Annotated in this window: 21 protein-coding genes and 1 pseudogene; 16 read left to right on the forward strand and 6 right to left on the reverse strand. The window is 45.9% G+C overall.

Annotated elements, in window-relative coordinates:
• Positions 1-289: 289 nt before the first annotated feature.
• From ACMA1I_RS02190 to ACMA1I_RS02205, 4 genes are all read right to left on the reverse strand, one after another.
• The gene (locus ACMA1I_RS02190; RefSeq protein WP_337066598.1) at positions 290-982 is read right to left on the reverse strand and encodes a TrkA family potassium uptake protein; all 693 of its coding nucleotides are present in this window, start codon (positions 980-982) and stop codon (positions 290-292) included.
• Positions 979-1599: a uridine kinase gene (udk, locus tag ACMA1I_RS02195; RefSeq protein WP_337066599.1), complete on the reverse strand. Its 621-nt coding sequence runs from the start codon at positions 1597-1599 to the stop codon at positions 979-981. Before udk ends, ACMA1I_RS02190 begins: the two co-directional genes overlap by 4 nt.
• A gap of 71 nt (positions 1600-1670) precedes the next feature.
• The gene (locus tag ACMA1I_RS02200) at positions 1671-2261 is read right to left on the reverse strand and encodes a non-canonical purine NTP diphosphatase (protein WP_337066600.1); all 591 of its coding nucleotides are present in this window, start codon (positions 2259-2261) and stop codon (positions 1671-1673) included.
• Positions 2262-2677: 416 nt separating this feature from the next.
• On the reverse strand, positions 2678-3187 hold the full coding sequence (locus ACMA1I_RS02205) for a phosphoribosyltransferase family protein (RefSeq protein ID WP_337066601.1): 510 nt from the start codon (positions 3185-3187) through the stop codon (positions 2678-2680).
• A gap of 186 nt (positions 3188-3373) precedes the next feature.
• Here ACMA1I_RS02205 and ACMA1I_RS02210 point away from each other — a divergent pair, with 186 nt between their 5' ends.
• The 8 genes and pseudogenes from ACMA1I_RS02210 (at position 3374) to ACMA1I_RS02245 (ending at position 10208) form a co-directional block, all read left to right on the forward strand.
• The gene (locus tag ACMA1I_RS02210) at positions 3374-3616 is read left to right on the forward strand and encodes a type B 50S ribosomal protein L31 (RefSeq protein WP_337066602.1); all 243 of its coding nucleotides are present in this window, start codon (positions 3374-3376) and stop codon (positions 3614-3616) included.
• A gap of 74 nt (positions 3617-3690) precedes the next feature.
• A complete protein-coding gene (locus ACMA1I_RS02215) occupies positions 3691-4875 on the forward strand; it encodes a GlmU family protein (protein ID WP_337066604.1) in 1185 nt (394 codons plus the stop codon).
• A 192-nt stretch (positions 4876-5067) separates the two neighbouring features.
• Positions 5068-6192 (forward strand): DNA polymerase III subunit delta, encoded by a 1125-nt coding sequence (locus tag ACMA1I_RS02220; protein ID WP_337066605.1) that lies wholly within the window; start codon positions 5068-5070, stop codon positions 6190-6192.
• An 11-nt stretch (positions 6193-6203) separates the two neighbouring features.
• On the forward strand, positions 6204-7154 hold the full coding sequence (gene hemC, locus ACMA1I_RS02225) for a hydroxymethylbilane synthase (RefSeq protein WP_337066606.1): 951 nt from the start codon (positions 6204-6206) through the stop codon (positions 7152-7154).
• 481 nt (positions 7155-7635) lie between these two features.
• Entirely contained in the window at positions 7636-8064 is a 429-nt protein-coding gene (locus ACMA1I_RS02230; protein ID WP_337066607.1) for a lysozyme inhibitor LprI family protein, read from the forward strand.
• 288 nt (positions 8065-8352) lie between these two features.
• Positions 8353-8684: pseudogene (locus tag ACMA1I_RS02235) on the forward strand (DMT family transporter).
• Positions 8685-8933: 249 nt separating this feature from the next.
• Positions 8934-9491, forward strand: a complete 558-nt coding sequence (locus tag ACMA1I_RS02240) for a dihydrofolate reductase family protein (protein ID WP_337066608.1) — start codon at positions 8934-8936, stop codon at positions 9489-9491.
• Between the two features lie 264 nt (positions 9492-9755).
• Positions 9756-10208 (forward strand): GNAT family N-acetyltransferase, encoded by a 453-nt coding sequence (locus tag ACMA1I_RS02245; RefSeq protein ID WP_337066610.1) that lies wholly within the window; start codon positions 9756-9758, stop codon positions 10206-10208.
• An 86-nt stretch (positions 10209-10294) separates the two neighbouring features.
• Here the strand turns inward: ACMA1I_RS02245 and ACMA1I_RS02250 are convergent, their stop codons facing one another.
• Positions 10295-11710, reverse strand: coding sequence for a PQQ-dependent sugar dehydrogenase (locus tag ACMA1I_RS02250; RefSeq protein WP_337066611.1), 1416 nt, complete (start codon positions 11708-11710; stop codon positions 10295-10297).
• A 759-nt stretch (positions 11711-12469) separates the two neighbouring features.
• Here ACMA1I_RS02250 and ACMA1I_RS02255 point away from each other — a divergent pair.
• The 5 genes from ACMA1I_RS02255 (at position 12470) to ACMA1I_RS02275 (ending at position 17043) form a co-directional block, all read left to right on the forward strand.
• Positions 12470-13063 (forward strand): peptidylprolyl isomerase, encoded by a 594-nt coding sequence (locus ACMA1I_RS02255; protein ID WP_337066681.1) that lies wholly within the window; start codon positions 12470-12472, stop codon positions 13061-13063.
• 132 nt (positions 13064-13195) lie between these two features.
• A complete protein-coding gene (locus tag ACMA1I_RS02260) occupies positions 13196-14101 on the forward strand; it encodes an SDR family oxidoreductase (protein WP_337066612.1) in 906 nt (301 codons plus the stop codon).
• Positions 14102-14247: 146 nt separating this feature from the next.
• Positions 14248-15900, forward strand: a complete 1653-nt coding sequence (locus ACMA1I_RS02265) for a sodium-dependent transporter (protein WP_337066613.1) — start codon at positions 14248-14250, stop codon at positions 15898-15900.
• Positions 15901-15930: 30 nt separating this feature from the next.
• Positions 15931-16074, forward strand: coding sequence for a hypothetical protein (locus tag ACMA1I_RS02270; protein WP_414703855.1), 144 nt, complete (start codon positions 15931-15933; stop codon positions 16072-16074).
• 9 nt (positions 16075-16083) lie between these two features.
• Positions 16084-17043 carry a ComEA family DNA-binding protein gene (locus ACMA1I_RS02275; protein WP_337066615.1) on the forward strand — a complete coding sequence of 320 codons (960 nt, stop codon included), beginning with the start codon at positions 16084-16086 and terminating at the stop codon, positions 17041-17043.
• A 158-nt stretch (positions 17044-17201) separates the two neighbouring features.
• On the opposite strand, the gene ACMA1I_RS02280 is transcribed toward ACMA1I_RS02275, so the two are convergent.
• A complete protein-coding gene (locus ACMA1I_RS02280; protein WP_337066616.1) occupies positions 17202-18074 on the reverse strand; it encodes an NAD(P)-dependent oxidoreductase in 873 nt (290 codons plus the stop codon).
• A gap of 222 nt (positions 18075-18296) precedes the next feature.
• Between ACMA1I_RS02280 and ACMA1I_RS02285 the strand changes: the two genes are divergently transcribed.
• The 3 genes from ACMA1I_RS02285 to ACMA1I_RS02295 all read left to right on the forward strand — a co-directional run bounded on the left by ACMA1I_RS02285 (position 18297) and on the right by ACMA1I_RS02295 (position 19851).
• Positions 18297-18926: a hypothetical protein gene (locus tag ACMA1I_RS02285; protein WP_337066617.1), complete on the forward strand. Its 630-nt coding sequence runs from the start codon at positions 18297-18299 to the stop codon at positions 18924-18926.
• A gap of 99 nt (positions 18927-19025) precedes the next feature.
• Positions 19026-19412: a hypothetical protein gene (locus ACMA1I_RS02290; RefSeq protein ID WP_337066618.1), complete on the forward strand. Its 387-nt coding sequence runs from the start codon at positions 19026-19028 to the stop codon at positions 19410-19412.
• A gap of 154 nt (positions 19413-19566) precedes the next feature.
• Positions 19567-19851: a hypothetical protein gene (locus tag ACMA1I_RS02295; protein WP_337066619.1), complete on the forward strand. Its 285-nt coding sequence runs from the start codon at positions 19567-19569 to the stop codon at positions 19849-19851.
• Positions 19852-20025: the final 174 nt, after the last annotated feature.

Consider the following 20025-nt stretch of genomic DNA (forward strand, 5'->3'; position numbering starts at 1 on the left):
TTTGGTTCTTTTTGTCTTGATACAAAAAGAACCAAAAAAATCAAGACGATTTTGTCTAAAGGTGGCCCTTGAACCCCCACTCGCTGAACCCTCTTTAAAGAGGGCCCCTTCCCCAACTAAAATCGTCAAGGGTGCACCTGGCAAAGGTGTACGCGCTGTAGCTTCTTGCTGTACTTCTATTATGAGAGCAGCTACCTCAAAAATTAATTCTTCTAATGAAAACAGCCTTCTAGAGGTTAAAATAGCTTTTTAGTGCTAAGGGGTGGTAGGGTTGCTGTATCTGCTGGTTTTACCTGTTTACCTCAATAAACCGTTTGATGTCGTGTTTTTTTCCTATCAGAATCAGGATGTCGGAGGGATAGATGATGGTTTCGGCTTTGGGTACGCCTATGATGTGCTCTACCTGGGTTGCCTTTCCGTCCAGAATCTCTTCGAAGGCACGCTTGATGGTGATCAGGTTGAGGTTGTATTTCTCGCGAAGAGATATTTTGGCAATGCTTCGGTTAGCAATGCCACGTGGTGTGTTAATTTCCACGATTTCGTAGTTGTCGGGGAGGGGAAGGAAGGTGCGGATGCTGGGTTGCAGCAAGCGTTCTGCCACTGTTTTGCCTACCTCACCCTCTGGGGAAAGTATTTCCTGCACGCCCATTTTTTCCAATATACGGCGCTGCTGCTTGTTAGAGGCTCTGGTTATAACCCGTTTAATATTTAGCTCCTGCAGGTTAGCCGTGGTAATAAGCAAAGCCTCAAAGTCTTCGCCAATAGCTACCACCACGGCATCCATGTCCTGCACGTTTTGGGCTTCGAGGGCACGGATGTCGGTAGAGTCGAGGGTTACAGCGTAGGCTACATCGTCTTTTATATCCTGCACATGGTCCTCGTTATTGTCTATGGCCAGCACTTCTGCGCCGCGCTCTGCGAGTGTGCGGGCAATAGAGTTGCCAAAAATACCTAAACCGATTACTGCGAACTTATGCCTCATGGCTGTATTTTAGAATTCAGAAAAGTAGTAAGTACTTGCAGTCCTTTTTCGAACTGGTTATTATTGGGAACGATGATGTCGGCATCGTGTTTATACGGCTTAATGTACTTTTCGTAGGTAGGCGCCACGTGATTGGTGTAGCGGTAGAGCACATCGTCGAGGTCGTATCCGCGTTCAATGCGGTCGCGGGTAATGCGGCGCTGAAGCTTAATATACTCTTTGGCATCGATGTACACTTTCAGGTCCATCAGCTTGGCTACTTCTTCAAAGTAAAAAACAAATATGCCTTCTACTACCACAATAGGGGCTGGTTTAAACTCCAGCTGCCTCGGTACCACACCGGGATTGTTAAAGGTGTATTCGGTGCGGTAAACGGTTTCGCCCTGGCTCACCTTACGTACATCTTCGGCATAGGCATCGTCGTCTATGCAGGAGGGGAGGTCGAAGTTGATAACACCGTTTTGGTCTTTTGTCTGGTACTCGCGGGGTTTATAATAATTGTCCTGTGATATCAGACTGATGTGTTCCGGCGAGAACGATGACAGTAGCTTGTTCAAAAAAGTCGTTTTTCCTGAAGCACTACCTCCTGTAATCCCGACGATATATGGCTTTTGCATAGGAAGCTTTAGTTTCAGGAAGCAAAATTAAGATTTTACTTAGAAACAGGCTACAGACACAGCTTATAATTTTAGTTCGCCTGTTGCTGTTTTTTCAGAAACTCCACGAGCTTGGCAATGGCCCTGCCTCTGTGGCTGATGCTGTTCTTTTGAGCGGTACTCATGTGGAAAAATGTTTGTGTGTATCCCTCCGGCACAAAAACAGGATCGTAGCCAAAGCTGGTCTCACCGTTCCAGTCTTCTGTTATACGGCCTTCCACTATGCCTTCGAACTGGTGCTCCTGCCCGTTCAGGTACAGCGTAATAAATGTACGGAAGCGGGCTTTGCGGTTTTCTTGCCCCTGCAGTTGCTGGAGCAGGTGTTGCATATTGTCGGTGTCGCTGCGTTGCGGACCGGCATATCGGGCAGAGTATACACCTGGAGCGCCGCCTAGTGCTTCCACTTCCAGGCCAGTGTCGTCGGCAAAGCAATCTATCTGGTAATTTTCCCACACATAAGCTGCCTTTTGCCGCGAGTTTCCTTCCAGTGTGTCCTGGTCCTCTGCCAACTCTTCCAGGCAACCAATGTCCTGTAGCGTGAGCAGGTGGTAACTCCCCTCCAGCATATGACTCACCTCATGCAGTTTTTTAAGATTGTTGGTGGCAAAGCAAAGTTTTTTCATGTTTTAAAGGCTAGGTTGTAGATAGTAGATAGTAAATTATCAATATTAGACTTTTTCTAAAGCTGGTGTGTTTCTTTTTATTTGTTCTACTCAAATGCTTGCAGAAGCTGCGCGCTCGGCAAACTCTTCTCAATTAGCCATTTAATTTTCCAACACTCGGCAACTAACAAGTTGCAGCCTGAATTCTGCTAATGAAAATGGCCTTCCAGAGGCTTTTTTGAAATTTTTTGGGCAGGGCTATTTAAAAAAGGTCTAGAGGGTTAGAACGTTAAAAGAACTGCTGTTGGTTTTGTTTCTCTTTCCCTCCATCACTCCTTAAACAGCTAAGCTAGCCGATCTGGTTTTAATGGGTTTCTGTTGCTCCTGCTGCCCAGCATTTCATACCTACACAACTTTCTAAATTAACCTCTCTAACTTTAAATTAAATACGCTGCTACTTCGTCTTCTTGCAGCACCACGCTAATGTGGTTGCGGAGTGTGGTGGCCAGAGAGTAGCCGGTGTAGGTGGCGGCTACAGGAAAAAGGGTGTGGCTGCGGTTTACGAGCGTGGCGATTTCTATTTTGCGCGGGTTGTATTGCAGAAAAGCAGCCAGGGCATAAGTCAGAATCCTGCCGGTGTTCAGCACATCGTCTACAAGCACAATAGGCTTGTCTTTCAGGTCGATGCTCTCGGGCTGCAGCTGCACCGGTGTAGTGGCCGGAGCCGCCTTGTTTATGGAGGCGCGTATAAGTGTAACAGCTATGGGCGAAATCTTTTGCAGCTCCCTGGTGAGCATTTCGGCAAGTGTGTAGCCTGTCTGGTCGATGCCGGCCAACACGAGCTCCTGCTCCTCAAAGTTCTGCTCGTAAATCTCATAGGCCATCCGGATGATCTTTTGCTCGATCTGAGATTTGTTCAGTATCTGGTTTTGTTGCGGGTGTGTCATCTTTTTTAGGGCTGTTGGTTAGGTGGCTTAGGCCAGGCTAGCTTTGGCAAAATTAAAATAATATTCGCAGTAGGCACATGTTTTAGGTAAACAACAAAATAATTTGGTTAATAGCGTATTACTTTAAAAAATTCTTGTTAATTTTGCAGTCCGATTCAGAATTAAGGTTAATAAACGTTTATAATAATGAGAAAAGGCATTCACCCAGAATACAGAAAGGTGGTTTTCCAGGATACTTCCAGTGATTTCAAGTTTATCACTCGTTCTACTATGAGTTCAAACGAAACCATCACCATGGAAGACGGTGTTGAATATCCGGTTATCAAAGTGGAGGTTTCTTCTGCCTCTCACCCTTTTTACACTGGTAAAAACATCTTCGTGGACACTGCAGGTCGCGTTGAGAAATTCAACAAGCGTTACAAGAAATAAGCGTTTTTTTAACAGAACGTTTAAAAGCAAAGTCTTTTCGATAATATCGGAAAGACTTTTTTATTTTTGTGCTTATGAATGTTGTTCTCTTCGATGATCCAGGCATACGGCAGTCGCTGTTGCCGCTTACTTTTACCAGACCTGTAGCCGACATACGCATAGGAATCTTAACGATTGCTGAAAAATGGCGCACCTACATGGGGGACGAGGTTTCTTACCTCACGCAGCCATACCTGCAAACCAAGTTTAAGCGACAAACAGCATCTAACCAACTGTTCCTAAACGGGGCCGTGTGCCCTCATGTGGAGCTGGTACGGCTCATCAGGCAGCTAAACGTGGGAGAGGGGCTGTCTTACCGAGGCATGCTGGTTGCGTTACACACCCATGGGGAGCAGGTGCAGCAGGCAGATGACCTGCAACTCTTGGCCCGATCAGTAACGGAAGTGGAAAACTGCACCCTTATAAAGGAGGTGTGGGATATTTTTCTGCAGAACCCAGAACAGATTGAGCAGGATTTTGCATTGGTTACCGCGGGCCGCCAAAGCCGACCTGTGCACGATGTACATACAGCTGTGTACTGCGAGAGAAACATATTTATAGAAGAAGGTGCCAAAATTAGAGCAGCCGTGCTGAATGCCGAAACCGGGCCTATCTATATCGGTAAAAATGCGCAGGTGCAGGAGGGGGCACTTATTGCCGGGCCCTTTGCGCTATGCGAAGGCAGTGTGGTAGCCATGGGAGCCAAAATGCGTGGCAAAACCACGGTAGGACCTTTCTCTAAAGTAGGTGGCGAGGTAAGCAACTCGGTTGTTTTTGGTTATTCAAACAAAGGGCACGATGGCTATATGGGCAATTCGGTGCTGGGAGAGTGGTGCAACCTGGGAGCCGATACCAATACCTCGAACCTCAAAAACAACTACGCCGAAGTAAAACTCTGGAACTACCCCAGCAACAGTTTTAAAGGCACAGGCCAGCAATTTTGTGGACTTATTATGGGCGACCATTCCAAAAGCAGCATCAATACCATGTTTAACACGGGCACAGTGGTAGGCGTAAGTGCTAATGTGTTCGGGCCGGGTTTTCCGCCAAACTTTGTGCCGTCATTCTCGTGGGGAGGGGCAGCCGGTTTAGAGACCTACCGGTTAGATAAAGCCCTGGAAGTAGCAGAAAGAGTTATGGCGCGCCGTGGTATTGCTCTTGACGAAACCGAGCAATCTATTTTTTCAGAAGTTTTTGAACATACAAAACAATACCGGTAGCCCTAGCCTCCAGATGGCTAAAAATACCTCTGGAAGGGCTATTTTATTTAAATAATTTGGTTATTTATTGTAAAATGGATGTCTTGTTAAATGGTTATTTAACCGAAAGAATAAATTCTGGTTTCATAAACCAACCATAAAACAGGTAAACCATTAGGCAACAAATAACCAGCAACTAACAACCAAAAGAAAGTGCAGTTTTCGCAGATTATAGGGCAAGAGGAAACCAAGCAGATGCTGCTGAACTCGGTGCAGCAAAACCATGTGGCGCACGCGCAGCTGTTTCTGGGGCAGGAGGGAAGCGCGAATCTGGCACTGGCGCTGGCGTATGCCACCTATATTAACTGCGAAAACAAGCAAGCCCATGATTCATGTGGAACATGTGGCAGCTGCACTAAAATGAACAAGCTCGTGCACCCCGATTTTAATTTCGTGATGCCCGTAACCAGCACCAGAACCGTTACCAAAGATGTGCTGAGCCAGAAGTTCCTGACGGAGTGGCGCCAGTTTGTGCTCGCTAACCCCTACCAGGGGCTAAACGAGTGGATGCAGTTTATAGGTGCCGAAAACAAGCAAGGCATTATTTCGAAGGAAGAAAGCCGCCAACTGGTAAAGCTGGTGTCGCTGAAGGCATTTGAAGGCGACTACAAAATTGTGCTTATCTGGCTTCCGGAGCTTATGCACACCACCGCCGCCAACGCCTTACTGAAGTTGCTGGAGGAGCCACCCGTAAAAACACTCTTTTTGCTGGTGTCGCAGTCGGCCGAGAAGCTGCTAGCCACCATTACCTCCCGCACTCAGATTGTGCAGGTGCGTACTTACTCAGAAGAAGACGTAATCGCTTACCTGCAGCAGACCTTCAATACCGAACCTGCCGCCGCTTACCAGATTGCACAACTGGCCGAAGGCAGTTTAAATGCCGCCACTAAGCTTACCACCGAAATCAGCAGCGACTATTTCGTATTTTTCCAAGAGTGGATGCGCTCCTGCTATGGCTACAAATTTGCAGAGATAGTGGAGCGTATGAGCGAAGAGTTTCAGAAGCTGGGCCGCGAGAACCAAAAGAACTTTCTGCTCTATGCACTGAACCTGTTCCGGAAGGTGATGCTCTATGGCATAGATACCGCGCTGGTGACCTACATGCCACCCGCTGAGCAAGACTTTTTAGAGAAATTTTCAAAGCTGATAACACCACGTAATGCCGAGCTGCTGACGAAAGAGCTAAACGAGGCGCATTATCATATCGAGCGAAACGCGAACCCTAAAATGGTGTTTGTAGACAGCTCTATACAAATTGCAGGTTTCCTGCGAAACTAACATTTAAGCACATGCAAACTATTCCCATATCTAAAACCATACGTATCGGCACAAGAGGCAGCAAACTGGCCTTATGGCAAGCTAACGCCACCGCCGATAAACTTACAGCCGCAGGTTTTGCCACCGAACTGGTTATCATCAGTACCAAAGGAGACCAGGTGCTGGATAAGTCGCTCGACAAAATTGGCTCTAAGGGTGTATTTACCGAAGAGTTGGAAGTAGGCCTGCGCGATGGCTCCATCGATATTGCCGTGCACAGCGCCAAAGATGTGCAGTCTTCTATTCCGGAAGACCTGGAATTGCTGGCATTTATGGAGCGTGAGCAGGTAAACGATGTGCTGCTGTCGTTCGACCCTGATTTTAAACTCACATCCGAAAGCAAGGTATTGATTGGCACTTCCTCTACTCGCCGAAAAGCGCTCCTGAAGAAGTATTACCCACAGGTAAGTACTGCCGAATCGAGGGGTAACCTGCAAACACGCCTGCAGAAGCTCGAAAACAAGCAGTTCGACGTGTTGCTGCTGGCCTACGCCGGTGTGTACCGCATGGGTTACGATAACCTGATCGTGCACACCTTCCCCGAAACGCAGTTTGTGCCAGCCGCCGGTCAGGGAAGTGTGGCTATAGAGTGCGCCAGGAGCTTAGAGCCGGAGGTGAAAGAGCAGCTGAAAGCCGCACTCGACCACGCCGATACCCATGTGTGTCTGTTGGCAGAACGTGCTTTTTTGCGTACCATGGAAGGCGGCTGCAGTATTCCGTCGTTTGCACTGGCTACTCTCACAGCCGATGGCCTGCAGATAGAAGGCGGCCTTGTAAGCCTCGACGGCCAAACCCTGCTGCAGGAAACCATGACGGCTACTCCTTCTCAAGCCGAGGAACTGGGCGTGCAACTGGCAACCTCTATCCTGAGCCAGGGCGGCAAAGAGATCTTAGAGAGCATTAAAGCAGAGCGAAAAGATTAATTTGGTCTGGTTTATAGCCTAAAAAGCGGTGCCCTAATAAGCATCGCTTTTTTTATGCCCGGCAATAAAGCTAAAAGGTGTTAAATCTCTTCTTGAGGGCCATTTTTATTAGAAGAATTTCCTGACCAAGACCCTGTACCCCTGATTTAATAGTATAACTTCAGTGATATATAGCATAATTTTAAGTGCTATTCTGTTTATATGGTTATATTGGACAGACAAGCGAATTATATAGGTTTAGTGGGTAGTTGTATGCAGGCATTAAGTTTAATTTCAATAAAAAGGATATGAACTTTGACTTTGCAGAGTAAATAAATCCTTCCTTAGAAAACATGACTTCTCTAGAGCAATAAGAATAGCAGAGACAGCATTGTAAAATATGCAAACAACTAAATTTTAGTCAATATTTGGTGCAATCTCAGGTCTCATTACGCTTAGAACTTAACTGTATAATCCGTTGTGCTACGATATATAAATTGCTATGACAGTAAAAGAATCACTATTAATAACCTTACCTATAATGATTTCGGTTGTGACATTTGGTCAGAGTACCGAAAAGCATCCGATTGATGTTAGAAGCGAAGCCTGTCATGATAAAGCTGAAAACCAAACAACCATGGGCATGACAAAATGCGAGCAAATAGCAGCAGAAGAATGGGATGCAGAGTTAAACAAAGTTTATAAGATGCTGATGGGCATTCTCGGTAAGGGAGAAAAAGAAAAGCTTAAAGCCTCTCAACTCAAATGGATCGAGTATCGAGATAGGGAACTTGACTTTTCAGGAACTTTATATAAAAACTTGCAAGGAACAATGTGGATAACTGCTGCTGCAGGTAGACGTCGTGAACTAATACGTGAGAGGGTTCTTGCGCTGAAAGATTACTATGACACAATTTCTACTGATCATTAAAAAATATGAAAACAAAGTTACTGGGGCCGACGATTTGAAGAGCAGGAACTTGTAAAGCTGGAGCAATGATTTGTATTCCGTATTGCCTCAGAACGCTATAAACAATTGCTTCACGATAAGCCCGATTTAGTTCAGCGAGTACAGTTGGCTCATATTGCTTCTTACCTGGTAATAAACCAAGTAAGCTTAAGGAGCATCAGGTCAGGAATCAGACAGTAGTCACACATTATTTAAATTTGTTAAATGTTCCTCCTCTTCACTCCCAGACCTTTGTAAAGAAGGAAAGAAATGAACTGGATTCTGTTAATTTTAGCAGGATTATTTGAGGTAACTTTTGCTACTTGCTTAGGCAATGCCAAAGAAACGACAGGCAATGAAATGTATTTGTGGTACATAGGGTTTCTTATTGCATTAACAGTAAGTATGTGGCTGCTTATAAGAGCAATTCTTTACCTGCCGATTAGAACAGCCTATGCCGTCTGAACAGGTATCGGAGCGGTAGGAACAGCTTTGGTGGGCATTTTGTATTTAAAGGTCCCGCAAGCTTCCGGAGAGTCTTCTTTCTCATAACACTGGTAGGTTCTATCATCGGACTTAAAACAGTATCTCATTCAAAATAAAGCTCAACAACATGCTCAAAAAAGGTAAAATGAATTAAATTAAATCCTGCCCAGCATTAGAAACTTTTATTCTTTCCGGAAATGGAAGGACGATGAGCAGGACAGGCAGTAGGGAAGAATTTTTGCTGACGGATGGCTCAGGCATCGTTATAAATTTAGGTAAGCCTGATAAACCAATAATGGCTTAGGACACGGTAAAACATATTGGTAAGTCAAAGAGCTTACTGGAACCCTTTCATACACGACAAAATGAAAAAAGTGATTTTAGATTTGGCAGTAACCTTAGACGGTTTTATTGAAGGTCCGAATGGAGAAATTGACTGGTGCATTCTGGATGATGATATGGATTTTGAAGGTTTTATTGCAAGCGTTGATACCATATTTTACGGCAGAGTAAGCTATGACGCTTGGGGCAATTTTCAACCAGGCTCAAATGCCAGCCAAACAGAACAACTGCTCTGGCAGGAAGTGCATGCAAAAAAGAAAGTTGTTTTTTCCAGCCAGAATAGGCAAGATGAAAAAGCCACCTATATCAGTTCTGACATAGCAAATAAGGTAGCAGAAATTAAAAATCAGGGTGGTAAAGATATTTGGCTCTATGGAGGCGCAAGTCTCATTAAAACCTTTATCAGTTTGAGCCTGATTGACATATACAGAATATCAGTACACCCCATTGCCTTAGGAAGCGGAAAACCCTTAGTTGATAACCTGAAAGAACGACTAGAACTGAAATTGATCAAATCCAACAAGTTCAAATCGGGGGTGGTACAACTTATCTACGAACCGGCAAAAACTACAAAAGGTTAGCTGCAGCTACCATTTAATGAGTAGCTGCAGCCATTGTGGCTAACGGCATTCATATCTAAGCGAAAGGGCAAAAGCAAGCACACCAGGAGCTGTGCTTATAACTTGCAGTGTAAATAGCTGAGTTACCTGGTAGTGCTACAAGTGCAGGATAGAGAAGCAGCACCTTGTCTCATATACTTTTATGTTTTTATTTTTGCGCATTGTCCCAAATTAATACTTGCTTTGGTCCATCACCTTTTTAGTACAGATAACTCTACCTTCTACATGATTAAAATAATAAGAACAGATTCTACGAACCAGGATTTTATAGAGCTGGTAAAGCACTTGGACGCTGATTTAGCGATTAGAGATGGCGAAGACCATTCGTTTTACGACCAGTTTAATAAGATAGATAACATAAAGCATGCGGTAGTTTTGTACCAGCACGAGAAACCAGTTGGCTGTGGCGCCATAAAAGAGTATGCTCCCAACATTATGGAAGTAAAACGAATGTACACGCTGCCCGAGAGCAGAGGCAAAGGCCTGGCTACTTCCGTGCTGGCAGAGTTAGAAAAATGGGCTACTGAGCTGGGTTATCAGAAATGCATTTTAGAAACAGGTAAAAAACAACCAGAAGCCATTGCGCTTTACCACAAGAGCAGCTACAGACTTATACCCAATTACGGACAGTATGCTGAAGTTGAAGACAGCGTGTGTTTCGAAAAAGAGCTGATGTAGTAAACTATGTAGCCAGTGCCAACTTTAAAATTATTCTAATGAAAATGCCCTTCCGGAGGCTTTAAGGCGCAAAAAGTCTTAAGGACTTATCTGATTATGACCTTGTGCGTGGTTGTGTTTTTACCTTGCTCTACCTGCAGCACGTATATGCCGGCGGCTAAGCCCCTGACGTCCAGGCGCACCTGCTCCGATGCCAGGTTACTGCGCTGCTGCACTACCTGCCCTAGCGCATTTAATAACCTGAGTTGAGTACCACTGGCGGTAACTCCGGGTTTTAGTTCTACAGTTAAGTAGCCCGATGCCGGATTAGGGTAGAAAGTAAATGGTTGCTCCTGCGCATTGGGCAGGCTGGCGGTTTGGTCAGTTAATTTCGCAATGCTGGTGTTGCTGCCATACAAAATAACAAACAATTCACCACTGCGACTCTCCGCAAAACCCGACACGGAAGCAGGTGCTGTTAGCAGCAGCTCATTTTCGCCGGCAGTGCCGTCTTCGTTTAAGGTGAGAGCCCAGATGCGGTTTGTAACGTAGTCGCCGTACACATATTTACCCTGCAAGCTGGGCGCTTCTTCGCCACGATACACAAAGCCACCTGTTATAGACCGGCCTATACTGTTATCGCTGTTATACTCGTAAATGGGAGCTGTAAGGCCTTCCATGGAACACTCCGCAGTGGTGGGGTAGCAAAGTGTGCCTTCCATGATATTCCAGCCATAATTGCCGCCACTGGTAATCAGGTTAATTTCTTCCCGCTCACTCTGGCCCACATCGGCCGCATACAAAAATCCGGTTTCGCGGTCGAAACTGAATTTCCAGGGGTTGCGGAGGCCATACGCGAAAATCTCCTGCCTGTAACCTTCGGTGTTACCTGCAAACGGGTTGTCTTCCGGTATGCTATACCCCATTTCGCCGCTGGCGCTGTTTACATCGATGCGCAAAATTTTGCCGAGCAGGCTGGCCCTGTTCTGGGCGTTGTTCTGCGGATCACCGGCACTGCCACCGTCGCCAGTTGCTATATAGAGGTAGCCATCAGGGCCAAAAGCCAGTTTACCACCATTGTGGTTGTTGAAAGGCTGATCGAAGGTGAGCAGCACCCTTTCAGAGGCAGGGTCAGCTACCATAGGGTTTTGGGTGCTGCGGGAGAAGCGGGAGATGCGGCTTTCCAAATCGCCGGTGGTGTAGTTTACATAAAAGAAGCCATTGTCGGGGTAGTCCGGGTGAAACGCCAGGCCCAGCAAACCACGTTCGCCGCCTGAGGTTACACGCTGGGTTATGTCCAATAAAACAGTGCTGGCTGTGGCTTGTGCCGGGTCTTCCGGGAAAGCGTAAATAACACCAGCCTGCGTTACAGCATAAAGCTGGTCTCCATCCGGGTGATCAGGGACTAGCTCCACCAGATTTGTGAAAGACAAGGCAGGATAAACATCTTCCTGAAGTTGATACTGCGCGCTGGCAGTGAAGGTGAGCAAGAGCAGTATACAAAATGTAAAAGTATTTTTCATAGTAAAGATTTGAGGTGGATTATAGAAATTATATACTAAAAACTATACGTATAAAAAATCGCAATAGCTTGACTATGAGTGAATGATAAAGAATGTATTAGAACAATCCCAATTACTGTACCCGGGAAATTACCTCCGGAAGGACCATTTCATTAGAAGAATTTGCATGTGCGGTAGCTATTCATAAATAATGTATTGCGGCAGGAGGCAACGATGAGAACACCTGAGTCAGGTGCACAAGTTGATGATTTTTTGTTGGGGGAAGGGGCCCTCTTTAAAGAGCGTTCAGCGAGTGGGGGTGCAGGGGCCTCCTTTAGACAAAATCGTCTTGATTTTTTGTTCTTTTTGTATCAAGACAAAAAGAACAAAGACTCCAGCAATGTAATAACTCCAAGCTGCTGTCACAGCTGGTAAAGCTACTATGCCAACTTAGACTAAAAGCCTCTACTCACTGCTTTCGCCTCTCCTCCACAAGATCCTTTCAGTAACTGAACAGAATAACATTACGATATGGCAAAAAGAGGGGAGAGAGTAGCTATAACTTTACTAGCATAAAACAGAAGTAGTAGCCTAGGCCAGAGCTGCAGCTTATGCGCCAATAGATGAGAGAAAAGAACTTAAAATGCAGGGTTAGGACCTGTCTTCCGCCTAAAATTTGGATTAGAGCAAAAAAAGGTAAAACTTAAAGTTTCTTTTACAATAGTTTATAGCAGTATGTTCGGAAACAGAAGATTGAAACAACTCCTATTCCTCGTTCTGATGTTGGCAACAGGGCCTGCCACGGTACTGGCCCAGAAAAACCTAAAAGGCAAAGACCAGCTCATTACCATTACCACACCCCAAGGCGAAATGAAACTGGTGCTCTTCGACGACACCCCGCTACACAAAGCAAACTTCCTGAAGCTGGCAAAAGAGGGCTTCTATACCGGCACCACCTTTCACCGCATTGTACAAGGCTTTATGATACAGGGCGGAGACCCTAACTCCAAAAGCGGCGATCGCAACAACATTGGTACCGGCAACCCCGGCTACACCATTCCCGCCGAAATTCTACCTAAATACAAACATGTTCGTGGGGCTGTGGCAGCTGCCCGTATGGGCGACCACCTAAACCCTAAAAAAGAATCGAGCGGCTCGCAATTTTACATTGTAGAAAACCACCGCGGCACACCCATGCTCGACGAGGCCTACACAGTTTTCGGGCAGGTAATAGATGGCTTGGATGTAATCGATAAAATTGCAGCACAACCCAAAGGAGCCCGCGACAGACCTATTTCAGACATCACCATGGAAGTGAAAGTGGAGGAAGTAAAAAAGAAAAAGATCGCTAAAAAATATAAGTATTCTTATTAGGGCTTCTTCTATCTAAAAATTAGAAATGGCTGGCATGCCTGGAGTACCCTGGAACTTTGGCAGCGCTCCATTGCCAGAATATATACATTCTGTAGATAAATCATTTAGCCATTAAACAATTAAGCAATTAAAATGAAGAAAATACTGATCACAGGCTCTAACGGACTGCTAGGCCAAAAGCTGGCAGAACTACTGTTAAACCGAACTGATGTGGAACTGCTGGCCACCAGCCGTGGCGAGAACAAACTGGCTACTCTTTTTCCAGCGCTGCCCTTTGCCTCTATGGATGTAAGTGTGCAGGAGCAGGTAGAGCAGGTGGTGAGCGAGTTCCGGCCAACCCACATCATTCATACTGCCGCCATGACCAACGTAGATCAGTGCGAAACCGACCGCGATGGTGCTATGCAACTTAACTACCATGCAGTGCAGTATCTGGTAGCAGCCAGCGAGAAATACAACGTACACCTGATACACCTCTCCACCGATTTTATTTTTGACGGCGAGGCTGGCCCATACACCGAAGAGGCAGAAGCAAATCCGATCTCCTTTTACGGTGAAACCAAGCGGCTTGCAGAAGAGGCCGTTAAACAGGCTAAATGTAAATGGGCTATTTTACGCACTGTGCTTGTATATGGCGTAGTGCACGACTACGGCCGCACCAACATTGTGCTCTGGGTGCGCGATAGCCTGCGAGCCGGCAAGCAAATTAAAGTAGTAAACGACCAGTTCCGTACGCCCACTCTGGCAGAAGACCTGGCCATGGGATGTTGGCTGGCTGCCCAACACGATGCCGAGGGCATCTACAATATTTCTGGAAAAGAACTGCTCACTCCATACGACATGGCGCTGATGGTCGCCGACTATTTCAGCCTCGACAAAAGCCTGATAGAAAAAGCCGATGCCACCACTTTCACACAAACAGCCAAACGCCCGCCTCGCACAGGTTTCGACATAACCAAGGCCGAGAAAGACCTAGGATACAAGCCACACTCATTTGAAGAAGGCATTCGGATGGTGGCGGAACAGGCAGAAGTATAGCGTATTTTTTTGCTGTTTTTCTAAGATACTCCCTTTAAATAATGCGTCAGGCTTGCTGAAGCTGTAAAACATTGCTTAAATTGGAATCTTTGAAATACCTGTACTTCACTAAACGCAACTAATCTTAACAACATCTACCTTTTTATATGAGTGCTAACAAAGAGTCGTGGGGGTCACGAGTGGGTCTCATTTTAGCCATGGCCGGAAATGCGGTGGGTCTCGGTAACTTTCTTCGGTTTCCGGTGCAGGCCGTACAAAACGGAGGTGGCGCCTTTATTATTCCCTATCTGGTATGCTTTCTGGTAATGGGCATCCCACTTCTCTGGATCGAATGGTCGATGGGCCGCTTTGGTGGCAAATCCGGACACCACTCCACGCCTTTTATTGTAGATACCATGGGCAAAAACCGCCTATGGAAATACATTGGTGTATTCGGTATCTGGACTAATATTGCCGTTGCCGCTTACTACTGCTACCTCGAGTCCTGGACACTTTCCTACGTTTTCCACTCCGTTATAGGCACGTTCAGCGATCTGGACCAGGAGGGAGTCTCAAACTTCTTTAATGAGTACGTAACCTTAGGCGTTTCTACATTGGGTGTGCCCTTCGAACCTATTGTTTTCTTCGTGATCTGCCTGCTGCTCAACACCTGGATTCTGTCGCAGGGGCTGGCATCGGGCGTAGAGCGTGTAGCTAAAATTGGCATGCCCATGCTTATTTTGTTCGGCGTTTTCCTGGCGTATAAGGGTTTTACCATAACAGCAGGCGAGAACGGTGCCATAAACGACAGCTCCGTTGGCCTTAACTTCCTCTGGACACCTAACTTCGATAAGCTCTGGTCGCCTTCGGTGTGGCTGGCAGCGGCAGGGCAAATCTTTTTTACACTTTCGGTTGGTATGGGCACAGTCCAATGCTACGCCTCTTACGTGCGCCCTAAAGACGATATTGCACTCAATGCTATGTCGGCCGGTTGGATGAACGAGTTTGTGGAAGTGGTGCTTGGTGGCGCCATTCTGATTCCTATTTCCATTGGTTACCTGGGCATAGACCGGGTAACGGAACTGGTGCAGAACGGTGGTCTTGGGCTTGGTTTTCGAACGCTGCCTTACCTGTTTTACCAGTGGGGCGATGTGTTGGGAGCCGTGGCTGGTGTTATGTGGTTTGGCCTGTTGTTCTTTGCTGGCATTACCTCGTCGCTGGCTATGGGTACTCCCTGGATTGGTTTTCTGCAGGACGAATTTAACTGGCGGCGCAAATCAGCTGCCTGGTCGTTTGGATTTATTGTGTTGGTGCTGGGTATGCCAACAGTTTTGTTCTTTGAGTATGGTGTGTTCGATGAATACGATTACTGGGCCGGCACGGTATCGCTGGTTGTTTTTGCCTTATTCGAGTCTATTCTTTTTGCCTGGATTTTCGGGATGGACAAGGGCTGGCGCGAAATTACATCAGGATCCGATATTAAAGTGCCGGGCATCTATCGGTTCATCATTAAGTTCATAACCCCTCTTTTGTTGCTGTGGGTGTTCCTGGGGTCTTTATTTACGCCAAAGGGTGGCGATTGGGCAGAAGCACTGAGCGGTAATTGGGTGCTGGACAATAGCTCTATTGTAAACAAAATAAAAAACAGTGGCCTGAAAGAGCAGATTGCGGCAGCCACCGATCCGGCACAGATAGAACAGCTGCAAGACACTATGTTTTTTGTAAATGCCTCGCGTATTCTATTGCTGGTTGTATGGCTTACACTGGCCCTGCTGGTGTACATTGCGTATAAAAAAAGAGTTAGAGAAGGAAGAATATAAACAGCCATGAATACATCTGCCCTAATTGTAATGCTATCAACCATAATTCTGGTGTCTAGCATGATGATTTATTTCTTTACAAGAGTGCTTACTGCGCCACCCCGGCCAGAACCAGATTCTTACCTCGCTAACGACGATGAACCAGGTCGCGAACCTGCTCCGGTAAAAAAGTAAACGGTCTAGATGAAGAAACTAAAGCGCCTGATCCGCCGCCACTTGGGCTTTTCGCAGGGAGAAGTAAACGGATTTTTGTTGCTGATAAGTTTACTGGTGCTGTTTACGGCAGCAACCATATTGTACGATACATTTCTTTTTCCTGCACCTGCTGCTGCCGACCTAAACAGAGAGCAGCAGGTGCTTGATAGCCTGGTGGCCCAGCTGGAGCTCCGGGATGAAACACGCCGCAACACGTCACAGTTTAAACCACCGGCTGTTGCCTTAAAACCGTTTAATCCCAATACCTTGTCGGCGGAGCAGTGGCAGGAACTGGGGCTCCCAAAGTTTCTGGCGCAACGTATTCTCAACTATCGCCAGAAGGTTGGCGATTTCACACATAAGGCGGAAGTACAGAAAATTTATGGTTTACCCGACTCGGTGTACCAGCAGCTTCGCCCGTACATACAACTGCCAGACGAGCGGCCCAGTAAGTACGGCAACCGCAGCCGCGATATGGCGGCCACACCCGATCGTCCTGCTGCAGGTTTCAACCGCGAGTACCCTCGCCGCGAAAAATTCGTGCTGGCTCCCTTCAACATCAACACTGCCGATACTACGCAGCTGAAGCAGATCAGAGGTATTGGCAGCAAACTCTCAGCCCGTATTGTAAAATACCGCGATGGCCTGGGCGGCTTCCGCGACATGGGGCAGCTGCGGGAGGTATTTGGCTTGTCGCCGGAGGTGGTGGATAGCCTGCAAAAGTACAGTTACGTGCAGCAGGGATACATGCCTCACAAGACAGTGGAGCTCAACACCGCTACTGCCGACCAGCTACGTGTGCACCCTTACATTTCGCCTAACCTGGCGCGAGCAATAGTTGCATACCGCGAACAGCATGGACCCTACAAGCAGGTAGAAGATATTCAGAAGATAAAAATTGTAAACCCGGAGCTGTACGAGAAGCTGCGGCCATATCTTACTTTGTAAGTACTAACCTCGCTGTATGCGCAGATCATGCGAGCATTCTTCGGATTAGCAGGAGCTGTTGAACGGGAATTCTTCTAATGAAAATAGCCTTCCAGAGGGTTTTTCTGCCGTAGTTACTCAGACCTCATAGGAACTGCACGCGCTGCGAAACCGAAACTTTACTTTTTCTCCTCCCTCAGAAAAACCCGGTACACCGCCGACAAGTCTTCTTCACCGAAACCCTGCTCTTTTGCCTGTGCATACAGCTCTTTGGTGGCATGCAGCGAAGGGAGCGCCACGTTCTGCTCATAGGCGGTAACGCCAGCCAGGTGCAGGTCTTTGTGCGCCCACTCCAGCGGAAACTGCGGCGAAAATTCCCGGTTCAGGAGTTTCTGTTGTTTTAGCTTGAGGAAGGGGGCAGCAGCCGGGCCATCCAGCAGTGTCTGGCAGAGCATTTCTTCTGAAATACCAAGTGCAGTACCTAGCCGGAGAGCTTCGGCAAAAGAAGCCATGGCTTGTGCCAGCATCATGTTGTTCACCATTTTCATGCTGGAGCCTTGTCCGTGGCTACCTACATGCACCACTTCTTTGCCCATCAGATTCAGCAGTTCCCGCACCTGCTCTACATCGGCCGCATCGCCTCCTATCAAAAAAATCAGTTCTCCTTTTTCAGCAGGCACCAGAGAGCCAGACACAGGAGCGTCTAAAAAGCGCTGTCCCATTTTTTTTGCATGGTGCGCCATTTTCATGGTGAAGGAGGGATTAACGGTGCTGCAGTTCACCCACAGTGAATTGCCCGGCAAGGCCTTCAGGAAACCATCGGGTCCAATGGCTACTTCTTCTACTGCCTCCGGTGTAGAGAGCATGGTAAATACCAGCCGGCACTGCTGTGCCACCTCCTCTGGTGTTGTGGCACGGGTAGCACCTTTTGCCACGAGCTCATCTGCACACGACTGGGTGCGGTTATACACTACCAGTTCGTGCCCTGCCTGCTGTAGATGCGCCGCCATCCGGCTTCCCATAATGCCAAGTCCTATAAATCCGATTTTCATGTAATGTTCCAAAATGATTTGTTGTTTGTACGCAATTTGCTTCACCAGGCTCAATTATTCTAATAAAACGGGTCTTCCGGAGGCTTCCTAAAGGAATCCTGTGCTAGGGTTGGAGCTGATTAGATAGCTGGTTTTTGTTGGTTCTATTCCGTTTATCTGGCTATATTGGATGGATAAACGGAATAGTTCCGTTTATACCGTAGTTACCTGTAAGTTGAATAAATGAAAAAGTGGATTGCAATCTTACTTTTAGGGTTGATTTCGTGCAAGCCAACAGAAAATACGCTGATCGGCAAGTATGAAAGGTATTGGGATTTTGAAAATTACTCTTCTTTGCAGCTGAATCCAGATAACTCGTTTGTACTTAAGGGGCAGGAAGGACTGATTTGGATGAAAACTGCAGGTACCTGGAGAGTGGAAGACAAGTACCTGTACTTAAACAGTTATCCTGCCACTACATTAAACCAACCTTCTACCGTTGTGTCAGAAGAGTTTGTCAAAGGTGACTCTATACTAATTACCGTAGTTGACGATGAAAACAATTTCCTGCCCGGTGTTCCAATTTTGACATATCGTGCAGGCGACACAGTAGGGGCTGATTATACTAAAGCTGACGGAAGGGCTGTCATTGTAAATCAGCCATTTGATAGTATAACTGTTAGCTATATTAGCTTTTCTCCCTTCACTTATACTGGTGAAAGTAATCAACTGGAGATCAAGATGGGGAAAGATGAAATAGCACCTTTTAGGATTGAAAATGAGAAGTGGCTAATAAGAGGTAGTTCGATTCTCGACCCAAGATTTGAAGGTGAGCAAAGGAAGAACAAGTACAAAAAGAAAACCAGCAGGTAACAAGGTATAGCAGTAATGCTTCGGCTTCACCACATCATCTGCTATACAAGCCGTTGCCAGTAATAGGAACTATAAAAAGATGAAAATAAATAATCTAAAGTGACTTGGTATAATCTGATATTCTTCCACGTCTTCAAACGCTACTATAAAAGCGGAAGGTATAGGAACGATATTCCTTGGCTTACTGCCTCTGCAATAGTGGGTATGCCCAGCCTACTTTATCTCTTTACGATTACTGCCTTAGCTTACTACTTTGCTAAAGGAGAAATGCCTGAAGTTGATAAGAAGTATGCTTTGCCTTTAGGCTTTGCTTTTTTAGCTCTTAATTGGCTTTGGTTTATTGGTGGTAACAAATACCTGGAAATATTTCACAATTTCAATGAAAGGTATTTAAGGGATAAGTTCACAGAAACACTATCATGGGTTTATGTCTTCGGGGCTTACTTCGTGTTTATTCTGATGATTCTTAGTTTAAAGATTTACTAGTAAGATGGGTTATAGATTTAATCTTTAGAAAAACAAAAAACTCCTTCTGGAAACAAAGTTCATAATATAGGCTTCAGCTACGCCTTGCCCACATTATGCACAAGTAACGTTATGCGCAAATTTTGAAAGACAGCTATACCAAAAGTAAACTTAAATGAAAAGTCGAAGTCCAAAAAATCATAAAAGCTTCCAATATAACTATGACAAGAAGAGGATAACGGAAGTTGACTTTGACATTCTTGAAGAGAATGGAAAGAAAGTAGTAAAAAATATTATCTTGACATCTAACTGGCGTGTTTATTACCCTAAGAATCCAAAAATAAGAATTTCTGCTCAAGGTGAATATGGCTTTTTTGAAGACGGTATTTTGAGCACTAATGGCGACATTCAACAAATCATAAAACGAATTCATCAGATGGTTGAAGAAGCCACAGATTAAGAAAACGATAAAAACTTGTTAAAGACTTACCTTGACTTAGAGACTCTATTTTTGAGAAAATTTAAAAAATCAGCGCATAACGTTAGCAGGCATTCCCCCCATATTAACTATTAACTTCTTCCGCTAACGTTGCTACGTATCCCTATTGTATCCCTTGCAAGACCGGATTTCAAT

The organism is Pontibacter sp. 13R65, assembly GCF_047525655.1.
GTDB lineage: Bacteria > Bacteroidota > Bacteroidia > Cytophagales > Hymenobacteraceae > Pontibacter.

Excerpts from the sequence above, each read along its gene's own strand:
- ACMA1I_RS02190 (WP_337066598.1), bottom strand. The coding sequence starts at position 982 with ATGAGGCATAAGTTCGCAGTAATCGGTTTAGGTATTTTTGGCAACTCT.
- ACMA1I_RS02270 (WP_414703855.1), top strand. The coding sequence starts at position 15,931 with ATGCTATCAACCATAATTCTGGTGTCTAGCATGATGATTTATTTCTTT.
- ACMA1I_RS02275 (WP_337066615.1), top strand. The coding sequence starts at position 16,084 with ATGAAGAAACTAAAGCGCCTGATCCGCCGCCACTTGGGCTTTTCGCAG.
- ACMA1I_RS02205 (WP_337066601.1), bottom strand. The coding sequence starts at position 3,187 with ATGACACACCCGCAACAAAACCAGATACTGAACAAATCTCAGATCGAG.
- ACMA1I_RS02210 (WP_337066602.1), top strand. The coding sequence starts at position 3,374 with ATGAGAAAAGGCATTCACCCAGAATACAGAAAGGTGGTTTTCCAGGAT.
- udk (WP_337066599.1), bottom strand. The coding sequence starts at position 1,599 with ATGCAAAAGCCATATATCGTCGGGATTACAGGAGGTAGTGCTTCAGGA.
- hemC (WP_337066606.1), top strand. The coding sequence starts at position 6,204 with ATGCAAACTATTCCCATATCTAAAACCATACGTATCGGCACAAGAGGC.
- ACMA1I_RS02295 (WP_337066619.1), top strand. The coding sequence starts at position 19,567 with ATGAAAAGTCGAAGTCCAAAAAATCATAAAAGCTTCCAATATAACTAT.
- ACMA1I_RS02245 (WP_337066610.1), top strand. The coding sequence starts at position 9,756 with ATGATTAAAATAATAAGAACAGATTCTACGAACCAGGATTTTATAGAG.
- ACMA1I_RS02215 (WP_337066604.1), top strand. The coding sequence starts at position 3,691 with ATGAATGTTGTTCTCTTCGATGATCCAGGCATACGGCAGTCGCTGTTG.
- ACMA1I_RS02280 (WP_337066616.1), bottom strand. The coding sequence starts at position 18,074 with ATGAAAATCGGATTTATAGGACTTGGCATTATGGGAAGCCGGATGGCG.
- ACMA1I_RS02285 (WP_337066617.1), top strand. The coding sequence starts at position 18,297 with ATGAAAAAGTGGATTGCAATCTTACTTTTAGGGTTGATTTCGTGCAAG.
- ACMA1I_RS02250 (WP_337066611.1), bottom strand. The coding sequence starts at position 11,710 with ATGAAAAATACTTTTACATTTTGTATACTGCTCTTGCTCACCTTCACT.
- ACMA1I_RS02200 (WP_337066600.1), bottom strand. The coding sequence starts at position 2,261 with ATGAAAAAACTTTGCTTTGCCACCAACAATCTTAAAAAACTGCATGAG.
- ACMA1I_RS02255 (WP_337066681.1), top strand. The coding sequence starts at position 12,470 with ATGTTGGCAACAGGGCCTGCCACGGTACTGGCCCAGAAAAACCTAAAA.
- ACMA1I_RS02240 (WP_337066608.1), top strand. The coding sequence starts at position 8,934 with ATGAAAAAAGTGATTTTAGATTTGGCAGTAACCTTAGACGGTTTTATT.
- ACMA1I_RS02265 (WP_337066613.1), top strand. The coding sequence starts at position 14,248 with ATGAGTGCTAACAAAGAGTCGTGGGGGTCACGAGTGGGTCTCATTTTA.
- ACMA1I_RS02260 (WP_337066612.1), top strand. The coding sequence starts at position 13,196 with ATGAAGAAAATACTGATCACAGGCTCTAACGGACTGCTAGGCCAAAAG.
- ACMA1I_RS02230 (WP_337066607.1), top strand. The coding sequence starts at position 7,636 with ATGACAGTAAAAGAATCACTATTAATAACCTTACCTATAATGATTTCG.